At 41.1% G+C, this 20,543-nt stretch carries 20 protein-coding genes and 2 pseudogenes; 18 read left to right on the plus strand and 4 right to left on the minus strand.

Features of this window, described 5'->3' with window-relative positions; translation table 11 throughout:
- Positions 1-10: 10 nt before the first annotated feature.
- The 4 genes from SPPN_RS03655 to SPPN_RS03670 all read left to right on the plus strand — a co-directional run bounded on the left by SPPN_RS03655 (position 11) and on the right by SPPN_RS03670 (position 5,074).
- Positions 11-382: a cupredoxin domain-containing protein gene (locus SPPN_RS03655; RefSeq protein WP_000935054.1), complete on the plus strand. Its 372-nt coding sequence runs from the start codon at positions 11-13 to the stop codon at positions 380-382.
- Between the two features lie 9 nt (positions 383-391).
- Positions 392-2,635 carry a heavy metal translocating P-type ATPase gene (locus SPPN_RS03660; protein WP_000136336.1) on the plus strand — a complete coding sequence of 748 codons (2,244 nt, stop codon included), beginning with the start codon at positions 392-394 and terminating at the stop codon, positions 2,633-2,635.
- 205 nt (positions 2,636-2,840) lie between these two features.
- Positions 2,841-4,616 carry a pyruvate oxidase gene (gene spxB, locus SPPN_RS03665; protein ID WP_000191828.1) on the plus strand — a complete coding sequence of 592 codons (1,776 nt, stop codon included), beginning with the start codon at positions 2,841-2,843 and terminating at the stop codon, positions 4,614-4,616.
- 110 nt (positions 4,617-4,726) lie between these two features.
- Positions 4,727-5,074, plus strand: coding sequence for a VOC family protein (locus SPPN_RS03670; RefSeq protein WP_001052668.1), 348 nt, complete (start codon positions 4,727-4,729; stop codon positions 5,072-5,074).
- A gap of 118 nt (positions 5,075-5,192) precedes the next feature.
- On the opposite strand, the pseudogene SPPN_RS11890 reads toward SPPN_RS03670, so the two are convergent.
- A pseudogene (locus SPPN_RS11890) lies at positions 5,193-5,978 on the minus strand (IS630 family transposase).
- 40 nt (positions 5,979-6,018) lie between these two features.
- Here SPPN_RS11890 and SPPN_RS03685 point away from each other — a divergent pair.
- Positions 6,019-6,339 (plus strand): annotated as a pseudogene (locus SPPN_RS03685) (family 1 glycosylhydrolase); the annotation flags it as partial.
- Between the two features lie 120 nt (positions 6,340-6,459).
- The gene (gene manA, locus SPPN_RS03690; protein WP_014017223.1) at positions 6,460-7,404 is read left to right on the plus strand and encodes a mannose-6-phosphate isomerase, class I; all 945 of its coding nucleotides are present in this window, start codon (positions 6,460-6,462) and stop codon (positions 7,402-7,404) included.
- A 40-nt stretch (positions 7,405-7,444) separates the two neighbouring features.
- Here the strand turns inward: manA and SPPN_RS03695 are convergent, their stop codons facing one another.
- Positions 7,445-8,785, minus strand: a complete 1,341-nt coding sequence (locus SPPN_RS03695) for a sodium-dependent transporter (RefSeq protein WP_014017224.1) — start codon at positions 8,783-8,785, stop codon at positions 7,445-7,447.
- Between the two features lie 234 nt (positions 8,786-9,019).
- On the opposite strand from SPPN_RS03695, the gene SPPN_RS03700 reads away from it, so the two are divergent.
- On the plus strand, positions 9,020-9,760 hold the full coding sequence (locus SPPN_RS03700) for a MerR family transcriptional regulator (protein WP_000274783.1): 741 nt from the start codon (positions 9,020-9,022) through the stop codon (positions 9,758-9,760).
- A 42-nt stretch (positions 9,761-9,802) separates the two neighbouring features.
- Here SPPN_RS03700 and aao read toward each other — a convergent pair whose 3' ends face one another.
- Complete coding sequence (gene aao, locus SPPN_RS03705; RefSeq protein ID WP_000680043.1) at positions 9,803-10,978, minus strand: aminoacetone oxidase; 1,176 nt, start codon at positions 10,976-10,978, stop codon at positions 9,803-9,805.
- A gap of 59 nt (positions 10,979-11,037) precedes the next feature.
- On the minus strand, positions 11,038-11,883 hold the full coding sequence (locus SPPN_RS03710) for a DegV family protein (protein ID WP_000219931.1): 846 nt from the start codon (positions 11,881-11,883) through the stop codon (positions 11,038-11,040).
- 124 nt (positions 11,884-12,007) lie between these two features.
- Between SPPN_RS03710 and SPPN_RS03715 the strand changes: the two genes are divergently transcribed.
- The 11 genes from SPPN_RS03715 to SPPN_RS03765 all read left to right on the plus strand — a co-directional run bounded on the left by SPPN_RS03715 (position 12,008) and on the right by SPPN_RS03765 (position 20,450).
- The gene (locus SPPN_RS03715; RefSeq protein ID WP_000004146.1) at positions 12,008-12,565 is read left to right on the plus strand and encodes a TetR/AcrR family transcriptional regulator; all 558 of its coding nucleotides are present in this window, start codon (positions 12,008-12,010) and stop codon (positions 12,563-12,565) included.
- Between the two features lie 18 nt (positions 12,566-12,583).
- Positions 12,584-13,051, plus strand: a complete 468-nt coding sequence (locus SPPN_RS03720) for a deoxycytidylate deaminase (protein ID WP_000136976.1) — start codon at positions 12,584-12,586, stop codon at positions 13,049-13,051.
- Positions 13,052-13,139: 88 nt separating this feature from the next.
- Positions 13,140-13,769: a uracil phosphoribosyltransferase gene (gene upp, locus SPPN_RS03725; protein ID WP_000515974.1), complete on the plus strand. Its 630-nt coding sequence runs from the start codon at positions 13,140-13,142 to the stop codon at positions 13,767-13,769.
- Between the two features lie 173 nt (positions 13,770-13,942).
- Positions 13,943-14,533, plus strand: coding sequence for an ATP-dependent Clp protease proteolytic subunit ClpP (gene clpP, locus SPPN_RS03730; RefSeq protein ID WP_000613475.1), 591 nt, complete (start codon positions 13,943-13,945; stop codon positions 14,531-14,533).
- Between the two features lie 78 nt (positions 14,534-14,611).
- Positions 14,612-14,860, plus strand: a complete 249-nt coding sequence (locus tag SPPN_RS03735; protein ID WP_000462126.1) for a YlbG family protein — start codon at positions 14,612-14,614, stop codon at positions 14,858-14,860.
- Between the two features lie 100 nt (positions 14,861-14,960).
- The gene (locus SPPN_RS03740; protein WP_000726426.1) at positions 14,961-16,121 is read left to right on the plus strand and encodes an ABC transporter substrate-binding protein; all 1,161 of its coding nucleotides are present in this window, start codon (positions 14,961-14,963) and stop codon (positions 16,119-16,121) included.
- A 116-nt stretch (positions 16,122-16,237) separates the two neighbouring features.
- Positions 16,238-17,107: a branched-chain amino acid ABC transporter permease gene (locus SPPN_RS03745; RefSeq protein WP_000941427.1), complete on the plus strand. Its 870-nt coding sequence runs from the start codon at positions 16,238-16,240 to the stop codon at positions 17,105-17,107.
- Between the two features lie 3 nt (positions 17,108-17,110).
- Entirely contained in the window at positions 17,111-18,061 is a 951-nt protein-coding gene (locus SPPN_RS03750) for a branched-chain amino acid ABC transporter permease (RefSeq protein ID WP_000662285.1), read from the plus strand.
- Between the two features lie 5 nt (positions 18,062-18,066).
- Complete coding sequence (locus SPPN_RS03755) at positions 18,067-18,831, plus strand: ABC transporter ATP-binding protein (RefSeq protein WP_001185994.1); 765 nt, start codon at positions 18,067-18,069, stop codon at positions 18,829-18,831.
- Positions 18,831-19,541 carry an ABC transporter ATP-binding protein gene (locus tag SPPN_RS03760; protein WP_000062201.1) on the plus strand — a complete coding sequence of 237 codons (711 nt, stop codon included), beginning with the start codon at positions 18,831-18,833 and terminating at the stop codon, positions 19,539-19,541. The genes SPPN_RS03755 and SPPN_RS03760 overlap by 1 nt, the downstream gene beginning before the upstream one ends.
- A 252-nt stretch (positions 19,542-19,793) precedes the next feature.
- Positions 19,794-20,450, plus strand: a complete 657-nt coding sequence (locus SPPN_RS03765; RefSeq protein ID WP_000268665.1) for a CBS domain-containing protein — start codon at positions 19,794-19,796, stop codon at positions 20,448-20,450.
- The last annotated feature ends 93 nt before the right edge of the window (positions 20,451-20,543 follow it).

Raw genomic sequence — 20,543 nt, forward strand, 5'->3', positions numbered from 1 at the left:
AGGAGACGTCATGTTAAATAGTATTGTAACCATTATTTGTATTGCCCTTATCGCGTTTATCTTGTTTTGGTTTTTCAAAAAGCCTGAAAAATCTGGACAAAAGGCCCAGCAAAAAAAGGGCTACCAAGAGATTCGAGTGGAAGTCATGGGAGGCTATACGCCTGAGTTGATTATTCTCAAGAAATCAGTGCCAGCCCGCATTGTCTTTGACCGCAAGGATCCTTCACCATGTCTGGATCAAATTGTTTTTCCAGATTTTGGTGTACATGCGGACCTACCTATGGGGGAAGAGTATATAGTGGAAATCACGCCTGAGCAGGCTGGAGAGTATGGTTTCTCTTGTGGCATGAATATGATGCACGGTAAGATGATTGTAGAATAGGAGAATGATATGACTGAAATTGTAAAAGCAAGTCTTGAAAATGGTGTTCAAAAAATCCGTATCACGGCAGACAAAGGCTATCATCCAGCCCATATTCAGCTTCAAAAGGGAATTCCAGCTGAGATTACCTTTCATCGTGTGACTCCTTCAAACTGTTATAAGGAAATTCTTTTTGAGGAAGAAGGCATCTTGGAACCAATCGGCGTAGACGAAGAGAAGACAATTCGTTTTACTCCTCAAGAATTAGGCCAACATGAATTTTCTTGTGGCATGAAGATGCAAAAGGGGAGTTATACCGTAGTTGAGAAGACTCGAAAATCTCTATCACTTTTACAGCGTTTTTGGATTACTAGTATCTTTACTGTGCCTCTTGTGATTCTCATGATTGGGATGTCGACAGGAGGAATTAGTCACCAAGTCCTGCGTTGGGGAACCTTTTTAGCCACAACACCGATTATGCTAGTAGCAGGTGGTCCTTATATCCAAAGTGCTTGGGCTAGTTTTAAAAAGCACAATGCCAACATGGATACCTTGGTTGCGCTGGGAACCCTAGTGGCCTATTTCTATAGCTTAGTTGCCCTCTTCGCTGGCCTCCCCGTTTACTTTGAAAGTGCTGCATTTATCTTCTTCTTCGTTCTTATGGGAGCCGTTTTTGAGGAGAAAATGCGGAAAAATACTTCCCAAGCTGTGGAGAAATTACTTGACTTGCAGGCTAAAAGTGCAGAAGTCTTGCGTGAGGGTAACTATGTTCAAGTTCCCTTGGAGCAAGTCAAGGTAGGTGACCTGATTCGAGTGCGTCCCGGTGAAAAGATTGCGGTTGATGGTGTCGTAGTAGAAGGTGTCTCTAGTATTGATGAGTCTATGGTGACAGGTGAGAGTCTGCCTGTGGACAAGACAGTTGGAGATACTGTCATTGGCTCAACCATCAATAATAGTGGAACACTTGTTTTTAGAGCAGAAAAAGTCGGTTCAGAGACTGTTTTGGCTCAGATTGTGGATTTTGTGAAGAAAGCTCAGACAAGTCGTGCGCCGATTCAGGACTTGACGGATAAAATTTCAGGGATTTTTGTCCCAGCAGTTGTCATTTTAGGGATTGTGACCTTTTGGGTTTGGTTCGTCTTGCTCAGGGATAGTGTAGTTGTGCTTGGGTCGAGCTTTGTGTCTTCGCTTCTCTATGGAGTAGCAGTTCTGATTATTGCCTGCCCTTGTGCATTGGGACTTGCAACACCGACAGCCCTTATGGTGGGGACAGGTCGCAGTGCCAAGATGGGAGTTCTCCTCAAAAATGGAACGGTTCTACAGGAAATCCAGAAAGTTCAAACTATCGTCTTTGATAAGACCGGGACTTTGACGGAAGGGAAACCTGTGGTCACAGATATCATCGGCGACGAAGTAGAAGTGCTTGGATTGGCAGCTTCCTTGGAAGAAGCTTCTCAACACCCACTGGCTGAAGCCGTTGTGAAACGAGCGAGTGAAGCTGGACTTGAGTTTCACACTGTTGAAAATTTCCAAGCCTTGCACGGAAAAGGTGTCTCAGGGCAAATCAATGGAAAACAAGTTTTGCTTGGAAATGCTAAAATGCTGGACGGCATGAACATTTCTAGCACTTATCAAGATAAACTAGAAGAACTAGAAAAAGAAGCTAAGACAGTTGTGTTCTTGGCTGTTGACAATGAAATCAAAGGCTTGCTTGCACTACAAGATATTCCCAAGGAAAATGCCAAGCTAGCCATCAGTCAGTTGAAAAAGCGTGGCCTTAAAACAGTCATGCTGACAGGAGATAATGCAGGTGTGGCGCGTGCTATTGCCGATCAGATCGGAATCGAAGAGGTCATTGCAGGTGTCTTGCCAGAAGAAAAAGCCCATGAAATTCATAAACTACAATCAGCTGGTAAAGTAGCCTTTGTTGGGGACGGTATCAATGATGCCCCTGCCCTCAGTGTAGCAGATGTGGGAATTGCTATGGGGGCTGGAACAGATATTGCCATCGAGTCAGCAGATTTAGTGTTGACAATCAATAACCTCCTAGGCGTGGTGCGTGCCTTTGACATGAGTAAGAAAACCTTTAATCGAATTCTGCTCAATCTTTTCTGGGCCTTTATCTACAATGTCGTCGGAATTCCGATTGCAGCAGGAGTCTTTTCTGGTGTTGGACTGGCGCTCACTCCAGAATTGGCAGGTCTAGCCATGGCCTTTAGTTCTGTATCTGTTCTGACTAGTTCACTCTTACTAAACTTTAGTAAAATAGACTAAAAGTAATGACTAGATTTCTTTGTTATAAAACAGGAATGGCAGCACTTTCAAAACTGTATTAGAATAGAAAGTAGAGAGTTTTGAGCAGATTTTTAGAAAAGTCAACATAAATATGATATAGTGGAATAGTAAAAATTTGGAGAACGTTTCCAATTCTATGTAATCGTATTCTCCAAGTCTAAAAAATTGAAGGAGAGTTATCACTATGACTCAAGGAAAAATTACTGCATCTGCAGCAATGCTTAACGTATTGAAAACATGGGGTGTAGATACAATCTACGGTATCCCATCAGGAACACTCAGCTCATTGATGGACGCTTTGGCTGAAGACAAAGATATCCGCTTCTTGCAAGTTCGCCATGAAGAGACAGGTTCTCTTGCAGCGGTTATGCAAGCTAAATTCGGTGGCTCAATCGGGGTTGCAGTTGGTTCAGGTGGTCCAGGTGCGACTCACTTGATTAACGGTGTTTACGATGCAGCTATGGATAACACTCCATTCCTAGCGATCCTTGGATCACGTCCAGTTAATGAATTGAACATGGATGCTTTCCAAGAATTGAACCAAAACCCAATGTACAACGGTATCGCTGTATACAACAAACGCGTAGCTTACGCTGAGCAATTACCAAAAGTAATCGACGAAGCTTGCCGTGCTGCAGTCTCTAAAAAAGGTCCAGCTGTTGTTGAAATCCCAGTAAACTTTGGTTTCCAAGAAATCGACGAAAACTCATACTATGGATCAGGTTCATACGAGCGTTCATTTATCGCTTCTGCTTTGAACGAAGTTGAAATCGACAAAGCTGTTGAAATCTTGAACAATGCTGAACGTCCAGTTATCTATGCTGGTTACGGTGGTGTTAAAGCTGGTGAAGTGATCACTGAATTGTCACGTAAAATCAAAGCACCAATTATCACAACTGGTAAAAACTTTGAAGCTTTCGAATGGAACTATGAAGGTTTGACAGGTTCTGCTTACCGTGTTGGTTGGAAGCCAGCCAACGAAGTGGTCTTTGAAGCAGACACAGTTCTTTTCCTTGGTTCAAACTTCCCATTTGCTGAAGTTTACGAAGCATTCAAGAACACTGAAAAATTCATTCAAGTTGATATTGACCCTTACAAACTTGGTAAACGTCACGCCCTTGACGCTTCAATCCTTGGTGATGCAGGTCAAGCAGCCAAAGCAATCCTTGACAAAGTGAATCCAGTTGAATCTACTCCATGGTGGCGTGCAAACGTGAAGAACAACCAAAACTGGCGTGATTACATGAACAAACTCGAAGGTAAAACTGAGGGTGAATTGCAATTGTATCAAGTTTACAATGCAATCAACAAACATGCTGATCAAGACGCTATCTACTCAATCGACGTAGGTGACACTACTCAAACATCTACTCGTCACCTTCACATGACACCTAAGAACATGTGGCGTACATCTCCACTCTTTGCGACAATGGGTATTGCCCTTCCTGGTGGTATCGCTGCTAAGAAAGACAATCCAGCTCGCCAAGTATGGAACATCATGGGTGACGGTGCATTCAACATGTGCTACCCAGACGTTATCACAAACGTTCAATACGACCTTCCAGTTATCAACGTTGTCTTCTCAAATGGTAAATATGCCTTCATCAAGGACAAATACGAAGACACAAACAAACACTTGTTTGGTTGTGACTTCTCTAATGCTGACTATGCGAAAATCGCTGAAGCGCAAGGTGCTGTAGGATTTACAGTTGACCGTATCGAAGACATCGATGCAGTTGTTGCAGAAGCTGTTAAACTCAACAAAGAAGGTAAAACTATTGTGATCGATGCTCGCATCACTCCACACCGTCCACTTCCAGTAGAAGTACTTGAATTGGATCCAAAACTTCACTCAGAAGAAGCTATCAAAGCCTTCAAAGAAAAATACGAAGCAGAAGAACTCGTACCATTCCGTCTCTTCTTGGAAGAAGAAGGGTTGCAATCACGCGCAATTAAATAATTCCTCTCGCCGAAAATCAAATATGAAACTTGTAGACTTTATTCTTTGATTTTCATAGAGCGGAACTTTAAAAGATCGGAGCAATCCGGTCTTTTTATGGAGGAGAGTAAATGAATTTAAATCAATTAGATATTATCGTTTCAAATGTTCCCCAAGTTTGTACTGACTTGGAGCATATATTGGATAAAAAGGCAGATTATGCTGATGATGGTTTTTCTCAGTTTACGATTGGCAGTCACTGTCTGATGTTGTCTCAAAATCATTTGGTTCCTTTGGAAAACTTTCAGTCAGGAATCATTATTCATATCGAGGTTGAGGATCTAAATCAGAATTACCAACGTTTAAAAGAGATCGGTGTCGAGATTTTACACGGTCCTTGTGAAACGGATTGGGGAACAGAATCCTTGATTGTAAAAGGTCCTGCTGGTCTAGTGATTGATTTTTATCGTATGAAATAGGATGCTTAGTCATTTGACGTTAACCTTAGCTATTTTTAAAACAGAAATTGAAGATATGAACTATTGAAAAGATCGGAGCAATCCGGTCTTTTTAATATAAAGAAATTGCATTTAATACTCATCTACTTTCAAAAAGCATTCTAGTCCATCTCCGATTAACGATGGACTTTATCACCTCCTTCTCCAGTCCTTGTATAACATCTTGAAGTTGATTCATGACATCTTCCAATATGGGCATCAACAGCTCCATAACAATAGCGAAATTCTCGTATATAGTGACTATGGACATGTGGACCTACTCCCCATTGGAGCCCAACAAGATCCCAGTTTACTGATTCTACCGAAACCAGCCTCATCTTGGTACATCAAGCGAACCTTACGAAAACGCCTACTGGTTTTAAAGCGCTTTCTTGTCTTCTTGAATTGAGATTTTATTTTTAGACGCGACAATGGTTTGAGAGTCTGCTTTCTTGGGATGTTCTGGACGTGGCCTAATATTTCGCCAACCATGGCACTTCAAGAGTTGATAAAAGGCATCACGTGTGTAGGAAGGACCTAACTCCTTTGTATAAGCCTGAAATAAGGCATCAATTGTAACAAATTCTCCTGCCTCTGCAGCCTTCAAATGACGGGCAAGAAAGGCTTTCTCTTCCTCAATTGTCATATATGCATGGTTACGACCACCACGTGTTTCTTGAAGGAGAGAATCGAGTCCGAACTCCTCATATTTTTTTACAGTTGGCCAAATCGTTGTTTGATTACAGCCTAAAAGCTCTATAATCTCTTTATAAGATTTACCCATCAGACGAAATAGAACGATTTGAAGGAGTTTATGATATTTAGCTGTACTAGAGTCTTTTAAAAGTGTTTTGATAGCTTGGATTTCTTCTTTAGTTGATTTCATATTACTATTATATAATGCTTTTTGATTTTAGTTTAGTATTATCGTAGAAAATGGACTCGGTGCTATGGATAAACCGGATGAGAATGGTTATGTAGCAGATGACTATCGGATTACTTACTTAGAGGCCCACATCAAGGCCATGCGAGATGCCATTTACCAAGACGGGGTTGACTTGCTTGGTTATACGACTTGGAGATGTATCGATCCGGTTTCAGCTGGCACAGGGGAAATGAATAAGCGCTATGGCTTTATCTATGTAGATCGAGATAATGTAGGAAATGGGACTCTCAAACGTAGCAAGAAGAAGTCCTTCTATTGGTACAAGGATGTCATTGATAGCAATGGAGCAAGCATCGAGTAGAGCACATTTGTTTACTATTTTTATAAAATCTTCTCCCTGCTTTATAAGATGTAAAAAAGAGTTCAAATGGAACTCTTTTTTTGTTATAATGAAGGAAGAAAGATCAGACAGGAGAATAAAATGTCAGAACCATTATTTTTACAATCAGTTATGCAAGAAAAAATCTGGGGTGGAACCAAGCTACGTGATGAGTTTGGCTACGACATCCCAAGTGAAAAAATAGGGGAATACTGGGCTATCTCAGCTCACCCAAATGGAGTTTCTAAAGTTGCCAATGGTAGTTTTGAGGGAACAGATCTAGCTACTTTGTATGCAGAACACCGTGAATTGTTTGGCAATCGTCCTGAGCCTGTATTTCCGCTTTTGACTAAGATTCTGGATGCCAACGACTGGCTCAGTGTTCAAGTTCATCCAGATGATGCTTATGGACTCGAGCATGAAGGCGAGCTTGGAAAAACAGAGTGCTGGTACATCATCGCTGCGAATGAAGGTTCAGAGATTATCTACGGCCACAATGCCAAGTCAAAAGAAGAACTCCGCCAGCAAATCGAGGACAAGAATTGGGATGACTTGCTGACAAAAGTGCCTGTTAAGGCTGGAGATTTCTTCTATGTGCCAAGTGGCACCATGCATGCCATTGGGGCTGGCATCTTGATTCTTGAAACCCAGCAGTCTAGCGATACCACCTATCGCGTCTATGACTTTGACCGCAAGGACGATAAGGGCAACTTGCGTGAACTTCATCTTGAAAAATCCATTGATGTCTTAAACATTGGTGAGCCTGCAAATAGCCGTCCTGTAACTGTTAAAGCAGATGATTTGCGTTCCACTCTCCTTGTATCCAATGATTTCTTTGCAGTTTACAAGTGGGAAATTACTGGAAAAGTTGACTTCGAAAAGACAGCTGACTACAGCTTATTCAGTGTCTTAGCTGGTCAAGGTCAACTGACTGTTGACGGGAAAAATTATCCAATCCAAAAAGGCAGTCACTTTATCTTACCAAGTGATGTTGAAGCTTGGACTCTGGAAGGGCAAGGTTTGGAATTGATTGTTAGCCATCCATAAAAAAGAAAGGGCCTGAGTTTACTACTCAAGTCCTTTTTGATTATATAAATTGGGCGATGAAGACCACGATGATGATGATTGGAATGACGAAACGAAGAAGGAAGAGCCAGACTTGGAACAGTCCCTGTTTCCATGCGGTTTCATCAAGATGGAGTTCCTCCATTGCAAGAGCCTTTTTAAAGATATAGCCTGTAAAAAGTGAAAGGCAGAGAGCTCCAAATGGCATGAGGAGATTGGAAACCAAGAAGTCCATAGCGTCAAAGAAGGTCTTCCCAAAGATGTGAGCATCCGCCATGACACCGTAAGATAGGGCTGAGGGAATGCCAAAGACAAAGGTCAAGATTCCCAAAATGGCACTCCACATGGCACGCTTGCTGTTGTCCTGGTTGGTGATATTGCCCACATTGATTTCCAGCATAACGACGGAAGAAGTGACTGTCGCAAAGAGGAAGAGCAAGAGGAAGAGGATGTAGAAAATGGTTTCAAAAGGCATCTTGTCAAAGAGTTGAGGCAAGACGATAAAGAGTAAGCTCGGTCCCCCTTCAGACTGGATATTGAATGCTGACATAGCTGGGAAAATGGCGAGACCTGCCATGATGGATACCGAGATATTCATGGCTACGATGGAAATTCCTGATTGGACCAGATTGGTTTTCTTGTCTAAGTAAGAAGCATAGGTCAGCATGGCTGTAACCCCTAGTGAGAGGGCAAAGAAAGATTGTCCCAGAGCATAGAGGAGACCAGCACTTGTCAGCTTAGAAAAGTCTGGTTTTAGGAAATAAAGAACCCCTTCCATGGCATTTGGCAAACTGAGAGAACGACCGATGATGACGACAAAGATGATAAAGAGCAGAGGCATCATGACTTTCGAAGCTCTTTCAATCCCTTTTTGAACCCCACGTGATACAATGAAGATATTCAATAGGATAAAGGCTGCTTGAGCTCCCAGGGCAATGGCTGGATTTGAAATGATTGAAGTAAATAACTGAGCATAATCACCCGTTCCACCAATTTGGAACAATTTTCCAAACTCAATGCCTAGATAGACTAAAATCCAGCCGCCAATAACACTGTAGAAAGATAAGAGGATAAAGAGGGCAAAGGCACCAATCCAACCGATAAAGTTGTACTTACTATTCTTGCCTAGTTTTCCAAAGGTTTTGATAGCTGAGACACCAGCACTTCGGCTGAGAGCAAATTCAGCCAGCAATAGGGGGAAACCGATTAAAATAGTGGAAATGAGAAAGACTAGTAAAAAGCCTCCTCCACCGTTAGCAGCAGTCATGTAGGGGAATTTCCAAACGGCTCCAAGTCCGATGGCTGAACCAGCAGATGCTAGGATAAAGCCCAGTTTAGAACCCCATTGCGATTTTTCAGACATAGTTAAACTCCTAAAATTAGTGTTACAAAAGAAAAAGCTACTGCCCTTGGCAAATAGCCTCGTAAGTACTTAAAGTGAGCGTTTCTTTTGATTGATAGACTTGACTATCCTATCATGTTTTCTAAGGTCTGTTAAGAAAACCATTTTCATGTTATGATAAAGTAAAAAATTTCGCAAAATCGCTTGACTCTGACCTAAGGGGAGGGGTTATAATATCAATGTAAGGAGGAAATCATGTACCATATAAAAGAAGCTGCGCAGCTTTCGGGCGTCTCTGTCAAGACCCTACACCACTACGATAAGATAGGACTTTTGGTTCCTTTAAAGTCGGAAAATGGCTATCGAACCTACAGTCAGGAGGATTTGGAACGCCTTCAGGTCATTCTTTACTACAAATATCTAGGCTTTTCTTTAGAAAAGATAGCAGAGCTATTAAAGGAAGAAAGGACAGATTTATTGCCTCATTTGACCAGGCAGTTGGACTATTTGACTCGAGAAAGGGAACATCTGGATACCTTGATTTCAACCTTGCAAAAAACCATTCAAGAACAAAAAGGAGAAAGAGAAATGAGCATTCAAGAGAAATTTGCTGGATTTAACTACCAAGACCATCAAAAATACCACCAAGAGGCGGTAGAGAAATATGGACAAGAAGTCATGGACCAAGCGCTGGAGCGCCAGAAAGGTCACGAAGACGAAGCTACGGCTGCCTTCAACCAAGTTTTTCAAGTCTTAGCACAAAATCTTCAAGCTAGTCTGCCTGTAACAGCAACTGAAAACCAAGAGCAAACAGCCAAGCTCTTGCAAGCCATTCGTACTTATGGATTTGATTGTACTATTGAAGTATTCGGTCATATCGGTAAAGGCTACGTCTATAACCCAGAGTTTAAGGAAAATATTGACAAATTTGGTACTGGAACAGCCCAGTACACATCAGATGTCATTGCCCACTATGTCCAAACTCAAGCAAAATAAAATCGGAGGAGTAATCTTCCGATTTTTTCTATTAAAAGTTCTTTAATCATAATGCAGACTTCCCGCCACCCAGCCAGTACAGAGGGCAGAAGTGATGTTAAAGCCACCTGTGTGGGCGTTGATATCCATGACTTCGCCTGCAAAGTGGAGGCCAGGTACCAGCTTACTTTCAAGGGTTTTAGGATTGATTTCCTTGAGACTGACTCCACCCTTGGTAACAAAGGACTTTGCAAGGGACATTTTTCCAGTTACAGGAATTTTAAGTTCTTTAATGGACTGGACAAGTTGTTTTCGTTCCTTTTCAGTCAGCTGTTTGACTTTTTCAGGATATCCTTGCACAAAAAACTCTGCCAAGCGTTCTGGTAACAAGGTTTTTAAGGCATTTTTTAGAGCTTTTTCTCGATTTTCTTCTAGGAATTTAGCCAAGTCTTTCTCAGAAAGCTGAGGCAAAACATCCAGTGAGAGAATCTCCCCACCCTTGACAAAGCTAGACATACGTAGGGCAGCAGGGCCTGACAAACCAAAGTGGGTAAAAAGCAAATCGTGAGTGATGACACGCTTGCCATAACTTAGAGTCACATCATCCAGCGAAATCCCCTGCAAGGCCTTATGTGGAAAATCTGTTAATAAAGGACTTTCAGCAGCTTCAAGCTCGGTAATGGTATGCTTAAAATGGCGGGCAATCTCGTGACCAAAACCAGTCGAACCAGTAGAAGGATAGGATTTTCCACCAGTTGTGACAATGAGTTTCTCACAAGTGAAGGTTTGGTCTGCGGACTTAAGGACAAACTGTTCGCCGATTTTTTTAACCGAAACAATTTCGGTTTGAGTAGCAACTTGACCACCTAGTTCAGTGATTTTCTTTTCCAAAGCTTCGATAATAGTCCGAGACTTGTCACTGGCTGGAAAGACGCGTCCGTGGTCTTCGAGCTTAAGTTTAACACCATTTTCTGTAAAAAAGTTGATGATGTCATGATTATCGAACTGGGAGAAAACACTGTAAAGAAAGCGTCCGTTTCCAGGAATTCCAGCTAGTAGGTCGTCCAAGCTACCATTGTTGGTCACATTGCAACGTCCCCCACCAGTCCCAGCTAACTTTTTTCCAAGTTTCCGATTTTTTTCGATGAGGAGGGTTTTCTGTCCATAAAAGCTACTGGAAATCGTAGCCATCATACCAGCAGGTCCTCCACCGATGACAATAGTATCAAAATGTTTCATAGCTCTATTGTACCACAAAAAAAACAAGAGATGATGGTTACCTCTTGTCAAGAATGCAATTAATCAATTTCATAGCCCATCAGCAGACCGCCATCTTCTGCATAGAAACTGCAGAGACCAGATGTTGGGAGAATTTTAATATCCGCCTGTGGGAAGGTTTCACGGATTCGGTCTGAAAGCTGTTGGCAACATTTCTCGTTATTGCGTTGGGCCATGACAATACGGCCACCAGCATATCCTGCTTTCACTAACTCTTCATAGGCTGCTTGAACTGACTTCTTTGCTCCTCTTGCTTTTTGTAGCAATTCGAGAGTTCCAGTTTCACTAGCTTCTCCGACCATACGAATGTTGAGAAGGCCAACGACCGTACCGATAAGCTTGCTCAAACGGCCGTTCTTCACCAAGTTATCGACTTTGGCTAGGACAAAGAGCAACTTAGTTTTTTCTTGATAGGCGGTGATAGCTTCAACCACTTCTTCAAAAGACAAGCCCTGGGCAATCAAGTCATTCAATTTTTCTACGAGTAGGTCAACTTCACCACCAGCAGACAAACTATCAATTACATGAATCTTAGTGTCAGGATGTTCTTCCAGATAAATATTCTTGGCCAGTTGAGCACTATTGTGACTACCAGAAAGAGTACCAGTGATGGTTACTAGGAAAATGTTTTTGGCACCTTCAAATGCTCGCAAATAATCATCTGGGCTTGGACAAGCTGATTTTGAAGCTTCTGCGGTTGCATACATGGTTTCCATCATATGGTCAATATCAAGACTGGCATCATCAACAAAGACCTGATCAGCTACTTGAATGGTTAAGGGGACACTTACAAAGGTTGTGTTAATAGCTGGTGTTGGCAGTTGACGATAATCACAACCAGAGTCAGCAATAATCTTCCAAGTCATAGAAATTCTCCATCTTTGTCAGTTATACATTGACAAAGGTTCTGTCTTTTTTTACAATTATATCATGAAAACCCTTGAAACAAAAGCATCATCCGTCTGTTGTGACAAGTAGAAAGAAAATGTTATGTCTGAACGTAGAATCTCTGAAAAGTCTCTTGAAAATCTCAGAAAATCAAACCAAGAATCCAATTTATTAACCAGAGAAGCCATTGAAACAGCCCTCTTGCAACTCTTGGAAAAAAAGGAACTGACCAAGATTAGTATTTCTGAATTGGTCAAACGTGCAGGTGTTTCGCGTGCGGCCTTTTATCGCAATTATGACTCCAAAGAGGAAATTTTAGAGAGCGTCTTTAAACGAACTGTCCACAATATTATGGAACAGCTGCATCATTACGATTTAAAGACAGACCTTTATTTGGTTTGGGTTCACCTTTTCCGGGAGGCCAGAAAGGAAGTTAGAGTGATTCAATTGGCCTTGGATTACCATCTGGAAAAAATCTTTGTCCAAGCCATGCAGGAATTTCTAGAAAAATACCATGGGAAATCAAAAGGTGTCAGCTCTTATCTTCATTCCTTCTGGAGCTCAGCCATCGTCTCTGTCCTTCTAAAATGGATCAAGGATGGCATGAAGGTACCAGCTGAAAAGATTGCAGATTTAGGTTTACCATTTTTTAAAAAATAGAGAAATAGGAGAAAAGAGATGACTGAAAAAAGACTGGCCTGGGATGAGTATTTTGCAGCCCAAGCCCTACTAATTGCCAATCGTTCCACTTGTAAACGTGCTAAAGTGGGCGCGATTCTGGTAAAAGATAATAAGGTTATTTCCACTGGTTACAATGGTTCGGTGTCAGGAACTGAGCATTGTATTGATCACGAATGTTTGGTCATTGAAGGCCACTGTGTTCGCACCCTTCACGCTGAGGTCAATGCTATCCTTCAAGGTGCTGAGCGTGGTGTTCCCAAAGGCTTTACAGCCTATGTGACCCATTTTCCTTGTCTCAACTGTACCAAACAATTATTGCAGGTTGGTTGCAAGCGCGTGGTTTATATCAACCAGTACCGAATGGACGACTATGCCCAATACCTTTATCAAGAAAAGGGAACAGAATTGACTCATTTACCACTTGAGACAGTACAGACAGCTCTTAAAGAGGCAGATTTAATGTAAAAATTATCAAAAATAAATGGTTTAGAAAGATTTTTAAACCGTTTTTTGGTATAATGAGAAGAATAAATTGAAAGAAGGAATTCCAAAAATGGGAAAAATTGAAGTTATTAATCACCCGCTGATTCAACACAAATTGTCAATCTTGCGTCGTACAGATACTTCTACAAAAGCTTTTCGTGAGCTAGTAGATGAGATTGCAATGTTGATGGGGTATGAAGTACTTCGTGATCTTCCACTAGAAGATGTGGAAATCGAAACACCAATTACAAAAACAGTTCAAAAACAATTGGCAGGTAAGAAATTGGCCATCGTTCCAATCTTGCGTGCAGGTATCGGGATGGTTGATGGGCTCTTAAGCTTGGTTCCAGCTGCTAAAGTTGGTCATATCGGTATGTACCGTGATGAAGAAACACTTCAACCAGTTGAGTACTTGGTGAAATTGCCTGAAGATATTGACCAACGTCAAATTTTTGTAGTAGATCCAATGTTGGCAACAGGTGGCTCAGCAATCTTGGCTGTTGATTCTCTTAAAAAACGTGGCGCATCAAATATCAAATTTGTCTGCCTTGTATCAGCACCAGAAGGTGTAAAAGCCCTTCAAGAAGCTCATCCAGATGTAGAAATCTTTACAGCAGCCTTGGATGAACGCTTGAACGAACACGGTTATATCGTCCCAGGTCTTGGAGATGCTGGGGACCGCTTGTTCGGTACAAAATAAGATCGAAAAGAAGAATGACTTGGAAAAGTATTTCTAGTCACGAAAGGAGGTTGGGTTTTTGTTTCTGTCTAATGAAAGCAGAGCAAAAATTTGACCTTTTTTGACCAAGATATTATAATAGTCTTATCTTCAGTCATTTGACCAACAAAATTAAAACTCAAAAGGAGAAATGAATGATTCCTGTAGTTATTGAACAAACAAGCCGTGGAGAACGTTCCTACGATATTTACTCACGTCTTCTTAAAGACCGCATCATTATGCTGACAGGTCCAGTTGAAGACAATATGGCTAACTCTGTTATTGCCCAATTGCTTTTCTTGGATGCCCAAGATAGTACAAAAGATATTTACCTTTATGTCAATACACCTGGTGGTTCCGTTTCAGCTGGTTTGGCAATCGTTGATACCATGAACTTTATCAAGGCAGATGTCCAAACCATCGTTATGGGTATGGCAGCATCTATGGGGACGGTCATCGCATCAAGTGGAGCAAAAGGCAAACGTTTCATGCTTCCAAATGCTGAATACATGATTCACCAACCAATGGGCGGTACAGGTGGTGGTACTCAACAAACCGATATGGCGATCGCTGCAGAACACTTGCTTAAAACTCGTAACACCTTGGAAAAAATCTTGGCTGAAAATTCAGGTCAGTCAATCGAAAAAGTCCATGCAGATGCAGAACGAGATAACTGGATGAGTGCCCAAGAAACACTTGAATATGGCTTTATTGATGAAATCATGGCCAACAATTCATTGAACTAATGATTATAGAAGGCAAACTCGACTGGGTTTGCTTTTTTTGGTATAATAGGGAGAGATTTCTTAGAAAGAGGATTTATCATGTTTGAAAAAGTCAATCGCTCTGGCTTGATTATCTATCTTTACTATAATCGTGATGCCAAAAAACTGCAGGATTATGGAGATATTACCTATCATTCCAAGAAACATCGTTACTTACAACTCTATGTTCCAACTCAAGAAGTGGAGCAATTGGTCGGACGCTTGAGCAAGGAAAAATTTATTAAAAAAGTTAGGGTTTGTCATATCCAAGAGTTGGAAACACCCTTTGTGGGCAATCTTTATCGATAGGAAAACGTTATCATCGAAAAAGTTCAAGGAAAACATTGACAATTTTCTGATAATTCGGTATATTCTTAACAGACTATTTAAGAAATAAGGAGACAAAAAGATGAAGAAAAAATTTACCCTATCCTTTGTAGCGCTTGCAAGTGTAGCACTTCTTGCAGCCTGTGGAGAAGTGAAGTCTGGAGCAGTCAACACTGCTGGTAACTCAGTAGAGGAAAAGACAATTAAAATCGGGTTTAACTTTGAAGAATCAGGTTCTTTAGCTGCATACGGAACAGCTGAACAAAAAGGTGCCCAATTGGCTGTTGATGAAATCAATGCTGCAGGTGGTATCGATGGAAAACAAATCGAAGTAGTCGATAAAGATAATAAGTCTGAAACAGCTGAAGCTGCTTCAGTTACAACTAACCTTGTAACCCAATCTAAAGTATCAGCAGTCGTAGGACCTGCGACATCTGGTGCGACTGCAGCTGCGGTAGCGAACGCTACAAAAGCAGGTGTTCCATTGATCTCACCAAGTGCGACTCAAGATGGATTGACTAAAGGTCAAGATTACCTCTTTATTGGAACTTTCCAAGATAGCTTCCAAGGAAAAATTATCTCAAACTATGTTTCTGAAAAATTAAATGCTAAGAAAGTTGTTCTTTACACTGACAATGCCAGTGACTATGCTAAAGGGATTGCCAAATCTTTCCGCGAGTCATACAAGGGTGAAATCGTTGCAGATGAAACTTTCGTAGCAGGTGACACAGACTTCCAAGCAGCCCTTACAAAAATGAAAGGGAAAGACTTTGATGCTATCGTTGTTCCTGGTTACTATAATGAGGCTGGTAAGATTGTAAACCAAGCGCGTGGTATGGGAATTGACAAACCAATCGTTGGTGGTGATGGATTCAACGGTGAAGAGTTTGTACAACAAGCAACTGCTGAAAAAGCATCAAACATCTACTTTATCTCAGGCTTCTCAACTACTGTAGAAGTTTCAGCTAAAGCAAAAGCTTTCCTTGATGCTTACCGTGCTAAGTACAATGAAGAGCCTTCAACATTTGCAGCCTTGGCTTATGACTCAGTTCACCTTGTAGCAAACGCAGCAAAAGGTGCTAAAAACTCAGGTGAAATCAAGGATAATCTTGCTAAAACAAAAGACTTTGAAGGTGTAACTGGTCAAACAAGCTTCGATGCAGACCACAACACAGTCAAAACTGCTTACATGATGACCATGAACAATGGTAAGGTTGAAGCAGCAGAAGTTGTAAAACCATAATAGAAAAATGTTGAAATAGGGAATGAGCCTCGGACTCACTCCCTGTTTCGATGTTTAAGAACCTATCAAAAAGTGAGGGAAAACCCTCGGAATTATAAATAGAAAGAGTGAATCTTATGCTCCAACAACTAGTAAATGGTTTGATTCTAGGTAGTGTTTATGCGCTGTTAGCACTAGGATATACCATGGTTTACGGAATTATCAAGCTCATCAACTTCGCCCATGGTGATATTTATATGATGGGAGCCTTTATCGGTTATTTCTTGATCAATTCTTTCCAAATGAATTTCTTTGTAGCTCTTATTGTAGCCATGCTAGCGACAGCTATTCTTGGTGTCGTGATTGAGTTCCTTGCTTACCGACCTTTGCGTCACTCTACTCGTATTGCTGTTTTGATTACAGCTATTGGGGTTTCTTTCCTATTGGAGTATGGCATGGTCTATCTGGTTGGTGCCAATACTCGTGCCTTTCCTCAAGCGATTCAAACAGTTCGCTATGATTTGGGACCAGTTAGCCTAACAAACGTGCAGTTAATGATCTTGGCCATTTCCTTGATTTTGATGATTTTGTTACAGGTCATTGTCCAAAAGACTAAGATGGGGAAAGCCATGCGTGCTGTATCTGTAGATAGCGATGCGGCACAATTGATGGGGATCAATGTAAACCGTACGATCAGCTTTACCTTCGCTTTGGGTTCAGCTCTTGCGGGTGCGGCTGGTGTTCTGATTGCCCTCTATTATAACTCTCTTGAGCCTTTGATGGGGGTTACTCCAGGTCTTAAGTCTTTCGTTGCCGCGGTACTTGGTGGTATCGGAATCATTCCTGGTGCGGCTCTTGGTGGCTTTGTGATTGGTCTATTAGAAACTTTTGCGACAGCCTTTGGGATGTCAGACTTCCGTGATGCTATTGTTTATGGAATCTTGTTGTTGATCTTGATTGTCCGCCCAGCTGGTATCCTTGGTAAAAATGTGAAAGAGAAGGTGTAAGCGATGAAGGAAAATTTAAAAGTTAATATTCTATGGTTACTCCTTTTATTAGCTGGCTATGGCTTGATTAGTGTATTGGTTTCAGTCGGAGTACTCAATCTATTCTATGTACAGATTTTACAACAAATTGGAATTAATATTATTTTGGCTGTTGGTCTCAACTTAATCGTTGGTTTTTCAGGACAATTTTCACTTGGTCATGCTGGTTTCATGGCGATTGGTGCCTATGCAGCAGCTATTATTGGTTCTAAATCACCAACCTACGGTGCCTTCTTTGGAGCCATGCTGATAGGGGCTTTACTTTCAGGAGCAGTTGCCTTGCTTGTCGGAATTCCAACCTTGCGTTTGAAGGGGGACTATCTTGCAGTAGCAACTCTAGGTGTTTCTGAAATTATCCGTATCTTTATCATCAATGGCGGAAGCCTTACAAATGGTGCGGCAGGTATCTTGGGAATTCCAAACTTTACAACTTGGCAAATGGTTTACTTCTTTGTTGTGATTACAACCATTGCAACCTTGAACTTCTTGCGTAGTCCAATTGGTCGTTCAACCCTCTCTGTTCGTGAGGATGAAATCGCTGCTGAGTCAGTTGGGGTTAATACGACTAAAATTAAAATCATCGCTTTTGTCTTTGGTGCCATTACTGCGAGTATTGCAGGGTCACTTCAGGCAGGATTTATCGGTTCAGTTGTACCGAAAGATTACACTTTCATCAACTCAATCAACGTTTTGATTATTGTTGTCTTTGGTGGACTTGGTTCCATTACAGGTGCCATTGTATCGGCTATTGTTCTGGGAATTTTGAATATGCTTCTCCAAGACGTAGCTAGTGTGCGTATGATTATTTACGCTTTGGCCTTGGTCTTGGTAATGATTTTCAGACCAGGTGGACTCCTTGGAACATGGGAATTGAGCCTATCACGTTTCTTTAAAAAATCTAAGAAGGAGGAATAAAACTAATGGCATTACTTGAAGTAAAACAGTTAACCAAACATTTTGGCGGTCTAACAGCTGTTGGAGATGTGACTCTTGAATTGAACGAAGGGGAACTGGTTGGACTAATCGGTCCAAACGGAGCTGGGAAAACCACTCTTTTCAACCTCTTGACGGGTGTTTATGAACCAAGCGAGGGAACAGTAACCCTAGATGGTCACCTTTTGAATGGAAAGGCACCTTATAAGATTGCTTCTTTAGGACTTGGACGTACTTTCCAAAATATCCGTCTCTTTAAAGATTTAACCGTTTTGGACAATGTTTTGATTGCCTTTGCCAACCATCACAAACAACATGTTTTTGCTAGTTTCTTACGCTTACCAGCTTTTTACAAGAGTGAAAAAGAATTAAAATCTAAAGCTTTAGAATTGCTGAAAATCTTTGATTTAGATGGTGATGCAGAGACTCTTGCTAAAAACCTCGCCTACGGACAACAACGTCGTTTGGAAATTGTTCGTGCCCTCGCTACGGAACCTAAAATTCTCTTTTTAGATGAACCAGCCGCAGGTATGAACCCGCAGGAAACAGCGGAATTGACTGAGTTAATTCGTCGCATCAAAGATGAATTTAAGATTACAATCATGCTGATTGAACACGATATGAATCTGGTCATGGAAGTTACAGAACGTATCTACGTACTTGAATATGGTCGTTTAATTGCTCAAGGAACTCCAGACGAAATTAAGACCAATAAACGCGTTATCGAAGCTTATCTAGGAGGTGAAGCCTAATGTCTATGTTAAAAGTTGATAATCTTTCTGTGCATTACGGTATGATCCAAGCAGTCCGTGATGTAAGCTTTGAAGTGAATGAAGGAGAAGTTGTTTCCCTTATCGGTGCCAATGGTGCTGGTAAAACAACCATTCTCCGTACCTTGTCAGGTTTGGTTAGACCAAGCTCTGGAAAGATTGAATTTTTAGGTCAAGAAATCCAAAAAATGCCGGCTCAGAAAATCGTGGCAGGTGGTCTTTCACAAGTTCCAGAAGGACGCCACGTCTTTCCTGGCTTGACTGTTATGGAAAATCTTGAAATGGGAGCTTTTTTGAAGAAAAATCGTGAAGAAAATCAAGCTAACTTGAAGAAGGTCTTTTCACGCTTCCCACGTCTTGAAGAACGCAAGAACCAAGATGCAGCTACTCTTTCAGGGGGGGAACAACAAATGCTTGCCATGGGACGCGCTCTTATGTCAACACCAAAACTTCTTCTTTTAGATGAACCATCAATGGGACTTGCCCCAATCTTTATCCAAGAGATTTTTGATATCATTCAAGATATCCAGCAACAAGGAACAACCGTCCTCTTGATTGAACAAAATGCCAATAAAGCACTTGCAATCTCTGACCGAGGCTATGTATTGGAAACAGGAAAAATCGTCCTATCAGGAACAGGAAAAGAACTCGCTTCATCAGAAGAAGTCAGAAAAGCATATCTAGGTGGCTAAACTAGTCTGGGAGACTAGTTTAGGTTGCAGATGGAGATTACGAAGTAATCATCATCTACATTAAAAGGTTAATTTCTAATAATTGAAAAAATCGAATGAAACGTATCTTACCTTCATTCACAGAGCTCGATTTCAGAGCTCTTTTTGCTAGGTTATTCATACTTTTCTGAATTTTGAAAAAGAAATGTAAGCGTTTGATAGATTTGCAAAAAGATTGTATAATAGGGATAAGAATAGAAAAGGAGAAGTCTCATGGCAGTTAAAGATTTTATGACCCGCAAGGTAGTTTATATTAGTCCAGATACAACAGTATCTCATGCAGCAGATTTGATGAGAGAGCAAGGGTTGCACCGCTTGCCTGTTATCGAAAATGATCAATTGGTTGGTTTGGTAACTGAGGGAACCATTGCCCAAGCTAGCCCATCAAAAGCAACAAGTCTTTCTATCTATGAGATGAATTATCTTCTGAATAAGACAAAAGTAAAAGATGTCATGATTCGCGATGTTGTCACTGTCTCAGGCTATGCCAGTCTTGAAGATGCAACTTATCTGATGTTGAAAAACAAGATTGGTATTCTTCCTGTAGTAGATAACCATCAAGTCTATGGGGTTATTACGGACCGTGACGTTTTCCAAGCCTTTCTTGAAATTGCTGGTTATGGAGAGGAAGGAATTCGTGTGCGCTTTGTTACAGAAGATGAAGTCGGTGTCCTCGGAAAGATTGTTTCTTTGATTGTTGAAGAAAATTTGAATATCTCCCATACAGTCAATATTCCGCGTAAGGATGGTAAGGTGATTATCGAAGTGCAAATCGATGGATCAATTGATTTACCAGCTTTGAAAGAAAAATTTGAAGCAAATGGTATTCAAGTGGAAGAAATCACTCGCACTTCAGCAAAAGTCTTGTAAGAAGGGAAGCCGAAAGGCTTCTTTTTTCTTTTTTCATAAAAAAGGAATTATAGCAAAAGATGGAAAGAAATGATAAAATATGCTATAATGAAA

Origin of the sequence: Streptococcus pseudopneumoniae IS7493, assembly GCF_000221985.1 — a bacterium.
GTDB lineage: Bacteria > Bacillota > Bacilli > Lactobacillales > Streptococcaceae > Streptococcus > Streptococcus pseudopneumoniae.